The sequence below is a fragment of the Mycobacterium sp. NGS45 genome (assembly GCF_059812645.1).
This window is the reverse complement of record NZ_JCALDB010000004.1, coordinates 161291-178296: the sequence shown is the minus strand read 5'-3', so window position 1 is coordinate 178296 and position 17006 is coordinate 161291. Positions and strand designations below refer to the sequence as shown.

Sequence of the window (17006 nt, the reverse complement as noted above, 5' to 3'; positions counted from 1 at the left end):
TCACTGGCGGACCGCAGCCAGGGCTTGCGGCAGCGTGAAACGCTCTGCGTAGAGCGCCTTTCCGACGATCGCACCCTCGACGCCGCGACCGGTCAGGGTGGCGATCGCGGTCAGGTCGTCCAGGCTGGACACGCCACCGGAGGCGATCACCGGCGCATCGGTGCGGTCGGCCACCGAGCCCAGCAGCTCCAGGTTGGGCCCGGTCAGGGTGCCGTCCTTGGTGACATCGGTGACCACGTAGCGCGAACACCCTTCGGCGTCGAGGCGGTCCAGCACCTCCCAGAGGTCGCCGCCGTCGGTTTCCCAGCCGCGGCCGCGCAACCGGTAGGAGTCACCCTCGATCAGCACGTCCAGCCCGACGGCGACCTTGTCACCGTGCTTGGCGATGGCCGCCTTGCACCACTGCGGGTCCTCGAGCGCCGCGGTGCCGATGTTGACCCGCGCGCAGCCGGTGGCCAGCGCGGCGTCCAGCGAGTCGTCGTCGCGGATACCGCCGGACAACTCGACGGCCACGTCGAGCCGGCCGACCACGTCGGCAAGCAACTCCCGGTTGGAACCGCGGCCGAATGCGGCGTCCAGATCGACCAGGTGGATCCACTCGGCACCGTCGCGCTGCCAGGTCAGCGCGGCTTCCAGCGCCGAGCCGTAGTCGGTTTCGCTGCCGGCCTTGCCCTGGACCAGGCGCACCGCTTTGCCGTCCACCACGTCGACGGCGGGCAGCAGAATCAATGGTTTCGAACTCACAGTCCCTCAACCCAATTCGCGAGTAGCGTCGCACCGGCGTCGCCACTCTTTTCCGGATGGAATTGTGTCGCTGCCAGCGCACCGTCTTCGACGGCGGCCAGGAACGGCACGTGATGCGTTGCCCAGGTGAGCATCGCCTCGGGGTTACCCTCCCAGTTCTGCGCGGCGTAGGAGTGCACGAAGTAGAACCGGGTGTCGGCGTCCAGGCCCTTGAACAGCGCGCTGCCCGGCGCAGCCTGCACCACGTTCCAGCCCATGTGCGGGATCACCGGTGCGTCCAGCCGGGTCACCGCGCCGGGCCACTGGGCGCAGCCGCGGGACTCGACACCGAACTCCACACCGCGGGCGAACAGGATCTGCATACCCACGCACACGCCCAGCACCGGGCGACCGGCGGCCACCCGCTCGGCGATGATCTGCTCACCCGAAATACCGCGCAGCCCGGCCATGCACGCCTCGAAGGCACCCACGCCGGGCACCACCAAGCCGTCGGCCCGGGCGGCCACGGCCGGATCGGCGGTCACCTCGACCTGGGCACCGGTGCGCTCCAGGGCGCGCTGAGCTGAGCGCAGGTTGCCCGATCCGTAGTCCAGTACGACAACCGAACGTCTTGTCACAGGCTGCCTTTGGTCGACGGCACCCCGGTCACCCGCGGGTCGGCTTCCACGGCCTGGCGCAGCGCCCGGGCCACCGCCTTGTACTGCGCCTCGGTGATGTGGTGCGGGTCGCGCCCGTAGAGCGTGCGGACGTGCAGTGCGATCCGCGCGTTGAGCGCCAGCGATTCGAACACGTGCCGATTGATCACGGTGTGGTACGGCGCCGACGAACCGGCAATCGTGAAGTCCACCAGGTATTCCGGTTCGCCGGTGTGCACGAAGTAGGGCCGGCCGGACACGTCGACCGCGGCGTGCGCCAGGGCCTCGTCCATCGGGATGAAGGCATCACCGAACCGGCGGATGCCCTTCTTGTCGCCGAGGGCCTGACCCAGCGCGGTGCCCAACACGATCGCGGTGTCCTCGACGGTGTGGTGCGCCTCGATCTCGATGTCGCCCTTGGCGTGCACGGTCAGGTCGAAGCTGGCGTGGCTGCCCAGCGCGGTCAGCATGTGGTCGAAAAACGGTACTCCGGTGGAGATGTCGGTCCGGCCGGTCCCGTCGAGGTTGAGTTCGACGACGATGTCGGATTCCCGGGTCTTGCGTTCGACCTTGGCGACGCGGCTCACTGTGTTCCCACTTTCGTCGGTTCGGATCCCAGGGCGCCCAGTTCGGTGCCGACCAACTCGGCGCTGGCTGCCAGGAACGCATCGTTTTCGGTGGCCAAGCCGATGGTGACCCGCAGATGGCCGGGAATACCGACGTCGCGGATCAGCACGCCGGCGTCCAGGTAGCGCTGCCAGGTGGCCGGGGCGTCGGCGAACCGGCCGAACAGCACGAAGTTGGCGTCGCTCGGGATCACCCCGAACCCCATGTCGGACAAGGCCGCACTGACCCGCTCGCGTTGCGCGATCAGGGTGGCCACGCTGCCCAGGGTGTCGTCGGCGTGCCGCAGGGCGGCGCGCGCGGCGGCCTGGGTGAGCACCGACAGGTGATAGGGCAACCGGACCAGCAGCAGCGCGTCGATCACGGCCGGGTCGGCGATCAGGTAACCGAGCCGGCCGCCGGCGAACGCGAACGCCTTGCTCATGGTGCGGCTGATGACCAGTTTGGCCGGGTAGTCGGCCAGCAGGCGTACAGCGCTGGGCTGCGAGGAGAACTCGCCGTAGGCCTCGTCCACGATCAGCACGCCGCCGGGCATCGCGTCGAGCACGCGGCGCAGGTCGTCGAGCGGAACGCTTTGTCCGGACGGGTTGTTCGGGCTGGCCAGGAACACCACGTCGGGGCGCTGTTCGGCGACCGCAGCCACCGCGACGTCGACGTCGAGGCCGAAGTCGTCGGCGCGGGCCGCCTCGATCCACCGGGTCTGGGTGCCGTCGGAGATGATCGGGTGCATCGAGTAGGACGGCACGAAACCCAGCGCGCTGCGGCCCGGTCCGCCGAAGGCCTGCAGCAGCTGCTGCAGAATCTCGTTGGAACCGTTGGCCGCCCAAAGGTTTTCGACACCGACCGGCACGCCGGTGGCGGAGCTGACGTAGGCCGCGAGGTCGGTGCGCAGCGCGACGGCGTCGCGGTCCGGGTAGCGGTGCAACTCTTCAGCGGCGGCCCGCACCGAGGCGGCGACGTCGTCGATCAGCGCGGCGGTCGGCGGGTGCGGGTTCTCGTTGGTGTTCAACCGCACCGGAACATCCAATTGCGGTGCGCCGTATGGATTCTTACCACGCAGATCGTCGCGCAGCGGCAGGTCGGCCAGGGTGATGCGCTCGGTCACTTCTCGAACCTCCGGCGCACCGCTTCGCCGTGCGCGGGCAAGTTCTCGGCCTTGGCCAGCACGATCACATCGCCGGCCACGTCCTTGAGTGCGGCCTCGCTGTAGTCGACGACGTGGATGCCCTTGAGGAAGGTCTGCACCGAAAGCCCGCTGGAGTGCCGCGCGCAGCCGGCGGTGGGTAGCACGTGGTTGGAGCCCGCGCAGTAGTCACCGAGGCTCACCGGCGAGTAGGCGCCGACGAAGATCGCTCCGGCAGAACGGATTCGGTTGGCCACCGCGGCGGCCTCGACGGTCTGGATCTCCAGGTGTTCGGCGGCATAGGCGTTGACCACCCGCACCCCGGCGTCCAGGTCATCGACCAGCACGATGGCCGACTGCCGGCCGCACAGTGCGGCGGTCACCCGGTCCCGGTGCAGCGTGGTCGCCACCTGCGCGGCCAGTTCCCGGTCGCAGGCGTCGGCCAGTGCGGGGCTGTCGGTGACCAGCACGCTGGCCGCCATCTCGTCGTGTTCGGCCTGGCTGATCAGGTCGGCTGCGACATGCGCCGGGTCGGCGGTGTGGTCGGCCAGGATTGCGATCTCGGTGGGCCCGGCCTCGGCGTCGATACCGACCTGGCTGCGGCAGATCCGCTTGGCGGCGGTGACGTAGATGTTGCCCGGTCCGGTGATCATGTCGACCGGCGCCAGGTCGGTGCCGTCGGTGTCGGTGCCGCCATAGGCCAGCAGCGCGACGGCCTGCGCACCGCCGACCGCCCACACGTCCTCGACGCCGAGCAGCGCGGCCGCGGCCAAGATGGTCGGATGCGGCAGGCCCCCGAACTCGGCCTGCGGCGGGCTGGCGATCACCAGCGAGTCGACACCGGCGGTCTGGGCCGGCACCACGTTCATCACCACCGACGACGGGTAGACCGCATTGCCGCCCGGCACGTAGAGCCCGACCCGCTCGACCGGCACCCAGCGTTCGGTGACGGTGGCGCCCGGCGCCAGTTCAGTTGTGGTGTTGGTGCGTCGCTGGTCGGCGTGCACTGCGCGGGTGCGTTCGATGGCCACCTCGAGCGCCCCGCGGACGGCGGGGTCGAGGTCGTCGAGCGCGCGCCCCAGTTCGGTCAGCGGGACCCGCACGGTCTCCGGACGGATGCCGTCGAACGACGCGCCGTAGTCCAGCGCGACCGGCGCGCCCCCGGCCGCGACCGCGTCGACGATCGGACGCACCTTGGGGACCACGGCGTCGACGTCGACGCCGCCGCGCGGTAGCGCAGCACGCAGTTGCGCGGCCGACAGGTCGCGGTTGCGCAAATCGATTCGGGTCATGTCGAAGCTGGCCATCTCTTCGATTGTCCCTGATCAGTCCACCCGAATAAAAATCAGCGTGGCGTGGGCCACCGCGACGGGTCGGCGCCCGCGGTCAGGTGGCTTCGATGCCGACGTTTTCCGAGATCGCTTCGGCGATGTCGGCGGCCTCGCCGGTCGGGTCACCGGCACACGACATCACGTCGATGACGGCGTTGCCCTGGGCGCCGAGCGCGCGCTCACAGCTGAAGCTCGTGGTACCGACCGGTTCGTGTGCCAGCGTGATCAGCGCACCGCCGGCCGTCTTGACATTGCCCGTCCGCCACGGCAGCACGTCACCGTCGTTGCTCTCCACGATGATCGTGGTGTCAGCGCATAGCTGCCAGTCCGACTTGGTGGTGCTGACGTAGGCCTCGGCGTCGGCGGCACTGGGGAAGGTGACCGCGGCCTGCACCACCATGTGCAGATCGGCGTCGGCGGTGTGAGCCTGCAGTGCGGCGTCGTCGTAGCCCGAATCGCGGTAGGACTCCTGCTCGAACGGACTCCAGGCGCTGACGCATTCGGTGCGGCTGATCCGGTCGCTGCTGTCGATGAACTCCGAGTGTTCACCGTCCAACGTGAGCTGGTCGCCGACCAGCTTGTTCAGCGCCGAGCGGCTCAGCAGCACCGCGCCCGGGTCGCTGACCAGGGTCTCGGCCGGCGGCTCTGCGTCCTCGGCGGTGTCCGCCGCGTCCTCGGACTGGGTCGTCGACGACGCCGTGGTGTCGTCGGCATCGTCGGAGCCGGTGCCGACCACGGCCCAGGTCACCCCGACCGCGGTCAGCGCGACGGCCGCCACACCGGCCAGCGCGAGCCACTTCTTGGTGTTGTTCGGGCGCTGTGGCTGTGGTGGCAGGCCCGGTTGCGGACCCCAGGCGGGCGGGTAGGACGGCTGCGGGTAGTACGGCGCGGGCTGCGACCATCCGCCGAAGCCGGCCTGCCGGGGCGGACCGTACTGCGGGCGGGCGCCGGGCAGAACCTGGGTGTCGCCGTCGGGGAAGGGCGGAAGCTGGGTGCTCGTCACGGTGACTCCTTCGGGTCTGCCAGACCCATCCGGGTCATGCGCTACAGAGTAACCATAAAACCGTAGCGATGCAACAGTTCAGCCAAACGGACGCGTACCCGGCCCGCTGACCCCACCTTGAACTGCTCGTGAACCGTGAATTGTGTACGCCCCCACCCGGGAAATGCGTCCACAATTCACGGTTCACGACGGGAACCCGCCGGGCCACCCGACAATTCCGTAGCGTCTGCTACGGCTTGGGCTCAGAAGTCGAGGCCGACGTCCAGCACACCCACCGAATGCGTCAGCGCCCCGATCGCCAGGTAGTCCACCCCGGTCCCGGCGTAGCCGGCCGCGACGTCCAAGGTCAGCCCGCCCGAGGATTCCAACTGCACGCCGGGCGCGCGGGCGTCGCGGCGCTGCACCGCGATCTGGGTCTCCCAGATTGCGAAGTTGTCCAGCAGCACCAGCTGCACGTCCTCTTCCAGCACATCGTCGAGCTGATCCAGCGAGTCCACCTCGACCTCGCAGGACACCTCGGGTGCGGCTTCCCGCACCGCGCGCAGCGCCGCCACCACCGAACCGGCCGCCGCGACGTGGTTGTCCTTGATCAGCGCGGCATCGCCCAACCCCATCCGGTGGTTCACGCCGCCGCCGACCCGGACCGCGTACTTCTGCAGCGCGCGCAGGCCGGGCAGGGTCTTGCGGGTGTCGCGGATCTTGGCCGACGTACCGTCCACCGCGTCCACCCAGGCCGCGGTCGCCGTCGCGATCCCGGACAGGTGACAGACCAGGTTCAGCATGGTGCGCTCGGCGGTCAGCAGGCCGCGGGTCTGGGCTTCCAGGCTCAGCAGCGCATCGCCGGGACGCAACCGGTCGCCGTCGTCGGCGCGGCCCAGCACCCGGTAGCCGTCCGGGCCCAGCACCTCGTCGAGCACCAGCAACGCGATGTCGATGCCGGCCACCACACCTTCGGCGCGAGTCACCATGGCCGCGGTGGCCACGGCGTCGGCCGGCACGGTAGCCACCGTGGTGATGTCCGGTCCGTAGCGCAGATCCTCGTCCAGCCCGCGCGCGATCACGGCGCGGGCTTCGGCCAGTTCGGTGTCGTCGAGCATCAGCACACCACCGCCGCGCCGACCTCGGACACCGGCGCCGGCACGCCGCCGGTCAGCCGCAGTTCGACGGTGTGGGCCTGGGCCGGATCGGTGGCCGGGAAGTCCGAACGGTGATGGCAGCCGCGGCTTTCGGTGCGCGCCGCGGCGGCAGCCACCACGGCCTGCGCGGTCACGGTCAGTGCGGCGTCCTCGAACCGGGAGACGGTGGACAGTTCGGCTGCCCGGGTGTCGTCGAGCAGTTCGGTCAGCCGGACCAGCCCGGGACCGTCGCGCAGCACCGAGGCCTCGGTCGACATCGCGGCCTGCAGCCGGTCGCGGGTCAGCACCGGCCGGCGCGGCGGGTCGAACACACCGACCCCGGTCGGACCCGCGGTGCGGGCGTGCTCGGCGGCGGCCAGCCCGGCCCGCTCGCCGACCACCAGCCCTTCCAGCAGGCTGTTGGACGCCAACCGGTTGGCGCCGTGCATTCCGGTGCGGGCCACCTCACCGGCGGCGAACACCCCGGCCAGCGCGGTGCGGCCGTGCACGTCGGTGACTACACCGCCGCAACTGTAATGCGCACCCGGCAGCACTGGAATCGGTTGCCGCGCCGGGTCGATGCCGATCGCACGGCAGGACGCGGTGACCGTCGGGAACCGCTGCGCGACGTCGACGACGGCGCGCGCGTCGAGGTAGACGCACTGATCGCCGGTGGCGCGCAACCGCGCGTCGATCGCGGCGGCCACCACGTCACGTGGGGCCAGATCGGCCATCGGATGCACGCCGGCCAGCACCGACTCGCCGCGCGCGTCGACCAGCACCGCACCCTCACCGCGCAGCGCCTCGGTGATCAGCGGGCGTCGTCCGCCGGTGCGTCCGTCGTAGAGCATGGTCGGGTGGAACTGGATGAACTCCAGGTCGCTGACCGGCAGACCGGCCCACAGCGCCAACGCGATACCGTCGCCGGTCGAACCGTCCGGGTTGGTGGTGGCGCGATAGAGCTGGCCCAGCCCACCGGTGGCCAGGATCACCGACGGCGTATGGATGACACCCGGGCCGTCCGGGCTGAGCACCGCCACCCCGCACAGCGCGCCGTCGTCCTGCAGCAGTTGCACCGCGGTGTGCCGGTATCGCACGTCGAGGTGCCCGACGGCCGCGTCCAGGGTGCGCTGCACCTCGGCCCCGGTCGCGTCCCCGCCGGCGTGGATGATCCGGCGCCGGGTGTGCCCACCCTCCCGGGTCAGCGCGAGTTCGGTTCCGCTGCGGTCGAATTCGGCGCCTGCGCCCACCAGCCGGGCTACTGCGACGTGACCGTCGGCGACGATCGAGGCCACCGCGTCCGGGTCCACCAGGCCACCGCCGGCCGCCACCGTGTCGGCGACGTGCGCGGCCACCGAGTCATCGGTGTCCGGCAGTACCACCGCGATGCCGCCCTGCGCGTAGGCCGTCGCGGTGCCGGCCGACCCGGCCGGCGCCTTGGACAGCACCACCGTCTTGGCTCCGGTGCGCGCGGCGGCCAACCCGGCCGCCAGCCCCGCCACCCCGGTGCCGACCACGACGACGTCGGCGCGCTGTTGCCAGCGGCCCGCGCCGCCGCAGGCCGCGGTCACCGCGCGGGTGAGCCGGGTCCCGGTCATTCCCCGCCGCCGGGCTGTCCGATCTCGATCATCCGCTGCACGCTGCGGCGGGCCGCCGCGGCGGTGTCCGGATCGACGTGCACCTCGTCGGCCCCGTCGAGCAGGCAGCGCAGCATCGCGGCCGGGGTGATCATCTTCATGAACTTGCAGGAGGCCCGGTCGTTGACCGCCTGGAAGTCGATCTCCGGTGCAGCACGGCGCAGTTGGTGCAGCATGCCGACCTCGGTGGCGACCAGGACCTGGCGGGCCTTGGATTCCCGGGCGGCGTCCAGCATGCCGCCGGTGGACAGGATCTTGACCCGCTCTTCCGGGAAAGCGCCGTCGGCGGCCAGGTACAGCGCCGAGGTGGCACAACCACATTCGGGGTGCACGAACAGTTCAGCATCCGGGTGGCTGCGGGCCTGATCGGCCAGTTCGTCCCCGTTGATGCCGGCGTGCACGTGGCATTCGCCGGCCCAGACGTGGATGTTGTCGCGACCGGTGACCCGGCGGACGTGCGCGCCCAAGAACTGGTCCGGGCAGAACAGCACTTCGCGGTCGGGGTCGATCGAGGCCACCACGTCCACGGCGTTGCTCGACGTGCAGCAGATGTCGGTCAGCGCCTTCACCGCGGCGGTGGTGTTGACGTAGGAGACCACCACGGCGTCCGGAAATTCGGCCTTCCAGGCGCGCAGTTCGTCGGCGGTGATCGAGTCGGCCAACGAGCAGCCGGCCCGCTGGTCGGGGATCAACACGGTCTTGTCCGGGGACAGGATCTTGGCGGTCTCGGCCATGAAGTGCACGCCGGCGAACACGATGGTGTCCTCGGGCGCCTCGGCGGCAATCCGGGACAGCGCCAGCGAGTCACCCACGTGGTCGGCCACGTCCTGGATCGCCGGCAGCTGGTAGTTGTGCGCCAGCAAAGTGGCGCCGCGCAACTTGGCCAGCCGACGGATCTGATCGGCCCAGGCCTCGTCGCCCTCGACGCCGGTATACCCTGCCGGACCGTCGACGATCTGGCTCGCCAGCGAAGTCTCCATGTCGCGGTCGGTGATGGTCATGACCGCTCCTTTCGGCTTTTCGAGGTTTTCGACTTACAATCGAAAACGTGGTTCATACTAGCACTGCCCATGAGGTCCTCGCCGTCGTGTTCCAGGTTCGCGAGCTGGAAAGCCGCGAGCCGCAGCTCAGCGTGCTGCTCTGGGAACGGGCGCTGGACCCGCAGCGCGGCACCTGGGCGCTGCCCGGCGGCAGCCTGCGCCACGACGAGGACATGACCAGCTCGGTGCGGCGGCAGCTGGCCGAGAAGGTGGATCTGCGCGAAGTCGCCCATCTCGAACAGCTTGCGGTGTTCTCCGATCCGCACCGGGTGCCGGGCGAGCGCATCATCGCCTCGACCTTCCTGGGTCTGGTGCCCTCCCCCGCGACGCCCGAGCTGCCGCCGGACACCCGCTGGTGCCCGGTGTCGGCGCTGCCGCCGATGGCCTTCGACCACGGCCCCATGGTGGCCCACGCACATACCCGGCTGATCGCCAAACTGTCCTACACCAACATCGGATTCGCCCTGGCGCCAAAGGAATTCGCGCTGTCCACATTGCGCGACGTGTACAGTGCGGCGCTCGGTCACCAGGTGGACGCGACCAATCTGCAGCGCGTGCTGGCCCGCCGCAAGGTGATCACCCGGACCGGGACCACCGCGCAATCCGGGCGCAGCGGCGGCCGGCCGGCGGCGCTGTTCCGATTCACCGACTCGGCGCTGCGGATCACCGACGAATTCGCCGCGCTGCGCCCGCCGGTCTGACCTGACCTGCCGACGGATCCCGACGCGCTAGCCAACCGACCGGTTGGACATTAAGGGAACGGTAAGAGAGAATGTCCGGCAGCCTCGGCCGGAAGGAAGTACATGGAGCTCGGCAGCGCAGCGACCGTCAGCACCAGCCCCCGCAGCACCGAGTGGATCGGTGCTGCCGAACACCAGCCGCTGCAGCCGGGCGCCCGCCCGATCCGGCCGTCCGACGACGACTTCTACCGTCCGCCCGCCGGCTACCAACACGCCCGGCCGGGCACCGTCCTGCGCAGCCGGGACGTGCAGCTGGCGTTCCTGGGCCTGATCCCGCAGCGGATCACGGCCATCCAGCTGCTCTACCGCACCACCGACATGGACGGCGAACCGGAAGCCGCGGTCACCACCGTGCTGCTGCCGGCCGAACGTTCGCCGCGCCGGCCCACCCCGATCCTGTCCTATCAGTGCGCGATCGACGCGGTGGCCGACCAGTGCTTCCCGTCCTACGCGCTGCGCAAGGGCGCGCGGGCGCTGGGCGCGCTGCCGCAGTTCGAGTTCCTGCTGGTCGCCGCTGCGTTGGCGGAGGGCTGGGCGGTCTCGGTGCCCGACCACGAAGGTGTCCGCGGCATGTGGGGCGCACCGACTGAACCCGGCTATCACGTGCTCGACGGTGTCCGCGCCGCGCAGTCCGCGCCGACCCTGGAGCTGTCCCAGGACGCCCCGGTCGGGCTGTGGGGCTATTCCGGCGGTGGCCTGGCCACCGCCTGGGCCGCCGAGGTGGCCGCCGACTATGCGCCCGAGCTCAACGTCGTCGGCGCCGTGCTGGGCTCCCCGGTCGGCGATCTCGGCAACACCTTCCGACGGCTGAACGGGACCATCTACTCCGGGCTGCCGGCCACCGTCGTCGCCGCACTCACGCACATCTACCCGGACCTGGACCGGCTGATCAACGAGCACGCCACCCCGGACGGGCTGGCGATGCTGCGCCGGATCGAGAAGATGACCACCGCGCACGCGGTGCTGCGGATGGCCCGCGTCGACATGGACAAGCTGGTGGACTGCCCGCTGCAGCAGATCCTGGACACCCCCGAGGTGCAGCACGTGTTCAGCGAGATCAAGCTCGGCCGCACCGTGCCGACACCGCCCGTCCTGGTGGTGCAGGCCGTGCACGACCGGATCGTCTCGGTCGACGACATCGACGCGCTGGCCGACGTCTACTCGGCCGGCGGCGCGCATGTCACCTATCACCGCGACATGTTCAGTGAGCACCTGCTGCTGCATCCGATGTCGGCGCCGATGACGCTGCGCTGGCTGATCGACCGGTTCGAGGGCCGGCCGCTGTCACAGCATCTGGTGCGCACCCGCTGGCCCACGCTGCTGAACCCGATGACCTACGCCGGGATGTGGCGCCTCGGCACGGTCAGTGCCCGGGTGCTGACCGGCCGGCTGGTCCGGCGTTGTCCACTCTGATCTCGGCCGGCGTCGGCGCCGCTACCGGCGGCGCGGGCGCAGCCGGCTCGGCACCCAGATCGTCGCGCTCGACGGCGACCACGAACAGCGCATAGACCAGCGCCGCGGTGGCAGCCGGCAGCAGCACGGTTACGGCCAGCTGCAGCGGGCCGTAACCGAAGAACGCCGACGGCGCCTGCACCACGTAGTGCACCCGGTGCTCCGGGCTGACCGGCGCGCCCGCGACGTCCACGGTGCCGAACCGCCAGTGCATCAATGCCGTCCCGACCCCGGTCGAGATCAGCGTGCCGAGCCCGGCCCCGCCGATCAGCGCACCGGCCAGCACCGGTCCGCGGTGCGCGCGGCACTGCCAGACCGCGACCGCGGCCACCACCGCGACCACGGTCCACAACCCCACCATCAAGAACGCGGCCAGGAAGAAGTTGTCCGACTCGGCCCCCAGGTAGGCGTGCACCCGCTCGCCGGTGCGGGTCAGCGCCACCACGCCGCGCACCGGCGGGGCCAGCACCGCCCACAGTGCGCCCACCGCGATCCCGGCGAGCGCCAGCGCCGCCAGCACCTTGCGTGCCGCCCGGGTGCGGCCGCTGCGCCCGGCAGCGACGCCGACGGGGTCGGCGCTCATCGCCGCTCCAGATCCTTGGAATCCACCACACCGTGCCGCGAGCACTTGGCCCACCAGCCGTCCGGCCGCACCTGCACGATCATCCGCCGGCCACAGGCCGCGCAGAACCGCGGCGGTTCCAGCCCGAGTTGGGCCGCGGTCGGGACCACCGCACCGGCGGCGGCGTCGGCGGCCACCCCGGTGTAGACGTTGTAGTCCCCCGCACTCACCGGCACCGGCAGCGCCGGAAAATCCGAGACCATCACCTGTTCGGTTCTACAGGGTGGCGTTGAGTGCCTTGATCGGCATCTGCAGTTCATCGAGCAGATCCAGATCAGATTCGGCCGGCCGGCCCAGCGTGGTCAGGTAGTTGCCCACGATCACCGCGTTGATGCCGCCCAGGATGCCCTGTTTGGCGCCCAGATCGCCGAGCGTGATCTCGCGGCCGCCGGCGAACCGCAGCATGGTGCGCGGCAGCGCCAGCCGGAAGGCCGCCACGGCCCGCAGCGCATCGGCGGCCGGCAGCACCTCGAGGTCACCGAACGGGGTGCCCGGGCGCGGATTCAGGAAGTTCAGCGGTACCTCGTGCGGGTCCAGCTCGGCCAGGTTGGCGGCGAACTCGGCGCGCTGCTCGAGCGTCTCACCCATACCGAGGATGCCGCCGCAGCACACCTCCATACCGGCTTCACGGACCATCTCGAGGGTGTTCCACCGCTCTTCCCAGCTGTGCGTGGTCACCACGTTGGGGAAATGCGACTGCGCGGTCTCCAGGTTGTGGTTGTACCGGTGAACGCCCATCTCCTTGAGCCGGTCCACCTGCTCCTGGGTCAACATGCCCAGCGAGCAGGCGATCTGGATGTCCACCTCGTTGCGGATCGCCTCGATACCCGCCGCGACCTGGGCCAGCAGCCGCTCGTCGGGACCGCGCACGGCGGCCACGATGCAGAACTCGGTGGCACCGGTCTTGGCGGTCTGCTTGGCGGCCTCGACCAGGCTCGGGATGTCCAGCCAGGCGCTGCGCACCGGCGAGGCGAACAGCCCGGACTGCGAGCAGAAGTGACAGTCCTCCGGGCAGCCGCCGGTCTTGAGGCTGATGATGCCCTCGACCTCGACCTCGGGGCCGCACCAGCGCATCCGGACCTCATGGGCCAGCGCCAGCAGATCTTCGAGCTTGTCGTCGGGCAGCTGCAGCACCTGCAGTACCTGGTCCTGATCCAGACCCTCACCACGCTCGAGCACCTGCTCACGGGCCAGTCCCAGAATGTCTAGCGCTGCCTGCGTCACTCGACGCCCTCCTCACAACCCGGCTTGAACAGTGTTCAGGTTATGCTAGCGGCGTGCAGCGGCACAAACGCGACGTGCTGGCCAAGGCCACCGCGATCCTCGACGAATACGGTCTGGCCGACCTGACCATGCGCCGTCTGGCCCGCGAACTCGACCTCACCCCCGGCGCGCTGTACTGGCATTTCGCCGACAAACAGGAACTGCTCGGCGCGGTCTCCGATGAGGTGCTGGCGTCGGCCTGCGCGCCCGGTCCCGACGGCGACTGGCGCACCCGGATCCGCGGCAGCGCGCTGCGGCTGCGCGATGCGCTGCTGTCCCACACCGACGGTGCCGAACTGGTATCGGCCAGCTTCGCGGCCGGCAAATCCGTTGCGGTGCACTCGATCCTGGCCACCCTGAGCGCGGCGGCGGCCGACGCCGGACTGGGCCCGACGCACGCCGAGCTGGCGGCCCGCACCATCGTGTACTACGTACTCGGGTTCACCGGCGACGAGCAATCCCGGATCCAGTGGGACGCCGCGGGCGCGCTACCGAGCACCCAATCGGTGCTCGACGCCGATACCGATTCCGGTGCGGCCTTCGAGTTCGGCCTGGACCTGCTGCTCGACGGTCTGTCGGTGCGCAGTAACCTGCACACCTCTTAGCGCAGCGTCGGCAGACTCAAGATTCGGGTTCGAGCATCTCGGCCAATTCGAACCGAACCAGCTGACGGGGTCCGCTGGTGTCGGCCGAATCGGCGGATTCGTCCTCTTCGGCGAAGCGGATGGACACGTCGACGGACTCGGGCACAGTTCCGTCCGGCACCAGGAACGCGGCCTGCAGCTTGGCCGGCTCGGACTCCGCGCAGGATCCGGTGGTGTCCGGCGGGGCCTGCGCCGGACTGATCATCGGTTCCCAACCGTAGGATTCGCGGCGCGCCCACGCGGTTTCGCCGGCCCGCAGGGTGAATTCACAGCCCTGCGGGCTGCGCTGCGGCGCGACCGATTCGCGCTGCCAGATCACCCGCAACACGTCGAGACCGTCGGGCAGGGGCGCGTCGGACTCGCCGTCGACTCGACCTCGGTTTTCGCGCAGCACGTCGAGCACCCGCCAGCGCACACCGCCGATATCGGCGGTGTCCCGGGCCGCGACCACCTGATCCGGATCAGCTTGCAGGTCCAGCCAGTTGCGTTGATAGCCGGGCCGGGTGACGAAGTAGAAGAACGCCGGCACCGCCAGCGCGATCACGACCAGCGCCACCAGGTTGCGCCGCCGCGGTCGCCGGTACCGATCCCGGATGGTCATGCCTGAATCCCTGGCACGGTCTGGTGCACAGCGCACGATCCTAATTGGCGGCGCCGGGCGCCTGCGGGCCCAGCAGCTGCTCGACCCGCCGCTCACCGTCCCACCGGCGCAGCCCGACCAGCTGGCCGGACAGATCCCGGCTCAACGCAGGCACCTTGGCCAACGCCCGACCCAACTGTGCCGCGTCGTAGCGCCGACCCAGCGTGACATGTGGTGTCCACTCTCCGACACCGGTGTGCGGAGCCGGTTTTGGGCTCAGGTACGGCCCGCAGGCCTGCGCGACGGCCGCGTGCAGTTCCAGCAGCGCCGTGGTTGGCACCAGCTGGCGGGCCAGTGTCCAGCGTCGCGATCCAAAGCACACCGGTGCGCCGATGGTGATGTCCAGCGGGAACCGTTGGAGCAGCCCGGACAGCGCCTCGTCATCGGCCGCCGGGTCGATGCGCTCGGCGACCACCAGGGTGACGTGCGGCCGGTTGGTCGCGGCGTGCACGTCGGCGGCACTGGGCAGGCCGGCGCGGGCCAGATCGGCCCAGCACCGGCGCAGTGCGGCGTCGGTTTCGGTGTCGAACAGCAGCTCGACGGAATGCACCACCGGCTCAACCCAATCCGAGCAGCCAGTCGGTGTCGAAGGCCTGTCCGGCGAGATCGGCGAACTGCTCGGGGCGCAGCCGCCCGGCGCCGGCCGGCAGCACCGCGCGCACCGGAGCCAGCGCCGCCAGTGCGTCCCGATTGGACACCGTGGCCGCGTCGGGTTCGGCCGGCCAACTGCCGATCACCAGGCCCGCGCACGAAAGGCCTTTGTTGGCAAGGGCTTCCAAGGTCAGCGCGGTGTGGTTCAGGGTGCCCAGCCCGGCCGCCACCACGACCAGGACCGGCGCGGCCAGCGCCACCGCCAGGTCGCGCAGGGTGACGCCGTCGGCGCCGAGTTCGACCAGCAGACCGCCGGCGCCCTCGACCACGGTGAGCCGGTGCGGGGCGTCGGCGGCGCGGATGCCGGCCAGCAGCTCGTCGCCGGTGGGTAACGGCAGGCGGGCAGCCGCTGCGGCCGCGACCGGGGCCAGCGGCAGCGGATAGCGCGCAATCGAATGCAGTTGGGTCACACCGGAAAGCCGACCGACCTCGACCAGGTCGTCGTCGCCGTCGGCGATCCCGGTCTGCGCGGGTTTGCACACCGCGACGTCGCGGCCGTGCAGCCGGGCGTGGCAGGCCAGCGCGGCGGTGGCCACGGTCTTGCCGACGCCGGTGTCGGTGCCGGTGACCAGCAGCAGCGTCATTGCCGGGCCGTGGCCAGCACTCCGGTGAGCACTCGGCGCGCCAATTGCATGTCGTCGTCGGACAGCGAGGCCCGGGCGGTCAACCGCAGCCGGGAGGTGCCGGCCGGCACGGTCGGTGGCCGGAAGCAGCCCACCCGCACCCCGCGCTCCCGGCACGCGGCCGCGGCGGCCACCGCAACCTCGGGTTCGCCCAGGATCACCGACACCACAGCGGATTCCGGGGCGGGGGCCACCGCGCAGATCTCGGCCAGTTCGGCAGCCCGGGTCAGCACGGCGTCGGCGCGTTCGGGTTCGGCGGCCAGCAGCCGCAGCGCCGCGTCGGCCGCACCGATGGCCGCGGGCGCCAGTCCGGTGTCGAAGATGAAGGTGCGCGCGGTGTCGATCAGGTGGTCGCGGACCGCGACCGCGCCGAGCACCGCACCGCCCTGGCTGCCCAACGACTTCGACAGCGTCGTGGTCATCACGATGTCCGGGGCGCCGGCCAGGCCGACCTCGTCGAGCAGACCGCGGCCGCCGCGTCCGCGCACACCCAATCCGTGCGCCTCGTCGACCAGCAGCACCGCGCCACGGCGACGACACACCTCGTGCAGTTCGCGCAGCGGCGCCAAGCCGCCGTCAGTGCTGAACACCGATTCGGTGATGACCAGGGCGCGTTCCTCGGTGCGCTGCGCCAGCGCGGTGTCGATCGCGGCGACGTCGTTGTGCGGGGTCACCACTACCCGGGACCGGGACAGCCGGCAGGCGTCGACCAGCGAGGCGTGCGAGGACGCATCCGAGACGATCAGCGCGCCGGGCCCGGACAGCGCCACCACCGCACCGATGTTGGCGGCGTAGCCCGACGAGAACACCAGTGCCGCGGGTGCGCCGACGAACTCGGCGAGTCGGTGCTCGAACTCGTCGTGCAGTTCGGTGTCCCCGGTGACCAGGCGCGACCCGGTGGCGCCGGCACCCCAGGTGCGCAGCGCGGTGACGCCGGCTTCGATCACCTCGGGGTGATGCGACAGGCCCAGGTAGTCGTTGGAGGCCAGATCCAGGTCGGTGGTCACCGCCGGGCGCGGCCGCAGCGAGCGGCGCAGACCTTCGGCGCGGCGCCGGGCCGCATTGGCGTCCAACCAGGCCAACGGCGTTGTCGTGGCTCGTGTCACCGGCGCTCCTCAA

The 17006-nt window shown here is 70.8% G+C and carries 19 protein-coding genes; 3 read left to right on the top strand and 16 right to left on the bottom strand.

Annotation, left to right across the window (positions count from 1 at the left end; all coding sequences use genetic code 11):
- From priA to nadA, 9 genes are all read right to left on the bottom strand, one after another.
- Entirely contained in the window at positions 1 to 744 is a 744-nt protein-coding gene (priA, locus tag AC5Y3P_RS05935; protein ID WP_500044955.1) for a bifunctional 1-(5-phosphoribosyl)-5-((5-phosphoribosylamino)methylideneamino)imidazole-4-carboxamide isomerase/phosphoribosylanthranilate isomerase PriA, read from the bottom strand.
- The gene (gene hisH / locus AC5Y3P_RS05930) at positions 741 to 1361 is read right to left on the bottom strand and encodes an imidazole glycerol phosphate synthase subunit HisH (RefSeq protein WP_500044954.1); all 621 of its coding nucleotides are present in this window, start codon (positions 1359 to 1361) and stop codon (positions 741 to 743) included. Before hisH ends, priA begins: the two co-directional genes overlap by 4 nt.
- A complete protein-coding gene (gene hisB, locus AC5Y3P_RS05925; protein ID WP_500044953.1) occupies positions 1358 to 1966 on the bottom strand; it encodes an imidazoleglycerol-phosphate dehydratase HisB in 609 nt (202 codons plus the stop codon). Before hisB ends, hisH begins: the two co-directional genes overlap by 4 nt.
- Positions 1963 to 3108 (bottom strand): histidinol-phosphate transaminase, encoded by a 1146-nt coding sequence (locus tag AC5Y3P_RS05920; protein ID WP_500044952.1) that lies wholly within the window; start codon positions 3106 to 3108, stop codon positions 1963 to 1965. The genes hisB and AC5Y3P_RS05920 overlap by 4 nt, the downstream gene beginning before the upstream one ends.
- A complete protein-coding gene (hisD, locus tag AC5Y3P_RS05915) occupies positions 3105 to 4433 on the bottom strand; it encodes a histidinol dehydrogenase (protein ID WP_500044951.1) in 1329 nt (442 codons plus the stop codon). Before hisD ends, AC5Y3P_RS05920 begins: the two co-directional genes overlap by 4 nt.
- Positions 4434 to 4512: 79 nt before the next feature.
- Positions 4513 to 5460 (bottom strand): sensor domain-containing protein, encoded by a 948-nt coding sequence (locus tag AC5Y3P_RS05910; RefSeq protein ID WP_500044950.1) that lies wholly within the window; start codon positions 5458 to 5460, stop codon positions 4513 to 4515.
- 242 nt (positions 5461 to 5702) lie between these two features.
- Positions 5703 to 6560, bottom strand: a complete 858-nt coding sequence (gene nadC / locus AC5Y3P_RS05905) for a carboxylating nicotinate-nucleotide diphosphorylase (RefSeq protein ID WP_500044998.1) — start codon at positions 6558 to 6560, stop codon at positions 5703 to 5705.
- A complete protein-coding gene (locus AC5Y3P_RS05900) occupies positions 6557 to 8173 on the bottom strand; it encodes an L-aspartate oxidase (protein ID WP_500044949.1) in 1617 nt (538 codons plus the stop codon). Before AC5Y3P_RS05900 ends, nadC begins: the two co-directional genes overlap by 4 nt.
- Complete coding sequence (nadA, locus tag AC5Y3P_RS05895; RefSeq protein ID WP_500044948.1) at positions 8170 to 9213, bottom strand: quinolinate synthase NadA; 1044 nt, start codon at positions 9211 to 9213, stop codon at positions 8170 to 8172. Before nadA ends, AC5Y3P_RS05900 begins: the two co-directional genes overlap by 4 nt.
- 47 nt (positions 9214 to 9260) lie before the next feature.
- Between nadA and AC5Y3P_RS05890 the strand changes: the two genes are divergently transcribed.
- Entirely contained in the window at positions 9261 to 9953 is a 693-nt protein-coding gene (locus tag AC5Y3P_RS05890; protein WP_500044947.1) for an NUDIX hydrolase, read from the top strand.
- Between the two features lie 102 nt (positions 9954 to 10055).
- Complete coding sequence (locus AC5Y3P_RS05885) at positions 10056 to 11405, top strand: lipase family protein (protein ID WP_500044946.1); 1350 nt, start codon at positions 10056 to 10058, stop codon at positions 11403 to 11405.
- On the opposite strand, the gene AC5Y3P_RS05880 is transcribed toward AC5Y3P_RS05885, so the two are convergent.
- From AC5Y3P_RS05880 to bioB, 3 genes are read right to left on the bottom strand one after another with little or no spacing between them, the layout of a single operon-like run.
- Entirely contained in the window at positions 11356 to 12027 is a 672-nt protein-coding gene (locus AC5Y3P_RS05880; RefSeq protein ID WP_500044945.1) for a DUF2567 domain-containing protein, read from the bottom strand. The genes AC5Y3P_RS05885 and AC5Y3P_RS05880 overlap by 50 nt on opposite strands.
- Positions 12024 to 12269, bottom strand: a complete 246-nt coding sequence (gene bsaP, locus AC5Y3P_RS05875; protein ID WP_500044997.1) for a biotin synthase auxiliary protein BsaP — start codon at positions 12267 to 12269, stop codon at positions 12024 to 12026. Before bsaP ends, AC5Y3P_RS05880 begins: the two co-directional genes overlap by 4 nt.
- Positions 12270 to 12282: 13 nt before the next feature.
- The gene (gene bioB, locus AC5Y3P_RS05870) at positions 12283 to 13290 is read right to left on the bottom strand and encodes a biotin synthase BioB (RefSeq protein WP_500044944.1); all 1008 of its coding nucleotides are present in this window, start codon (positions 13288 to 13290) and stop codon (positions 12283 to 12285) included.
- 53 nt (positions 13291 to 13343) lie between these two features.
- Between bioB and AC5Y3P_RS05865 the strand changes: the two genes are divergently transcribed.
- Positions 13344 to 13934: a TetR/AcrR family transcriptional regulator C-terminal domain-containing protein gene (locus tag AC5Y3P_RS05865; protein ID WP_500044943.1), complete on the top strand. Its 591-nt coding sequence runs from the start codon at positions 13344 to 13346 to the stop codon at positions 13932 to 13934.
- A gap of 16 nt (positions 13935 to 13950) precedes the next feature.
- Here AC5Y3P_RS05865 and AC5Y3P_RS05860 read toward each other — a convergent pair whose 3' ends face one another.
- The 4 genes from AC5Y3P_RS05860 to AC5Y3P_RS05845 are packed head-to-tail and all read right to left on the bottom strand — an operon-like array spanning position 13951 to position 16993.
- Positions 13951 to 14574: a hypothetical protein gene (locus AC5Y3P_RS05860; RefSeq protein WP_500044942.1), complete on the bottom strand. Its 624-nt coding sequence runs from the start codon at positions 14572 to 14574 to the stop codon at positions 13951 to 13953.
- Between the two features lie 40 nt (positions 14575 to 14614).
- Positions 14615 to 15166, bottom strand: coding sequence for a 2'-5' RNA ligase family protein (locus AC5Y3P_RS05855; RefSeq protein WP_500044941.1), 552 nt, complete (start codon positions 15164 to 15166; stop codon positions 14615 to 14617).
- Between the two features lie 4 nt (positions 15167 to 15170).
- Complete coding sequence (gene bioD, locus AC5Y3P_RS05850) at positions 15171 to 15848, bottom strand: dethiobiotin synthase (RefSeq protein WP_500044940.1); 678 nt, start codon at positions 15846 to 15848, stop codon at positions 15171 to 15173.
- Positions 15845 to 16993: an 8-amino-7-oxononanoate synthase gene (locus AC5Y3P_RS05845; protein ID WP_500044939.1), complete on the bottom strand. Its 1149-nt coding sequence runs from the start codon at positions 16991 to 16993 to the stop codon at positions 15845 to 15847. Before AC5Y3P_RS05845 ends, bioD begins: the two co-directional genes overlap by 4 nt.
- Positions 16994 to 17006: the final 13 nt, after the last annotated feature.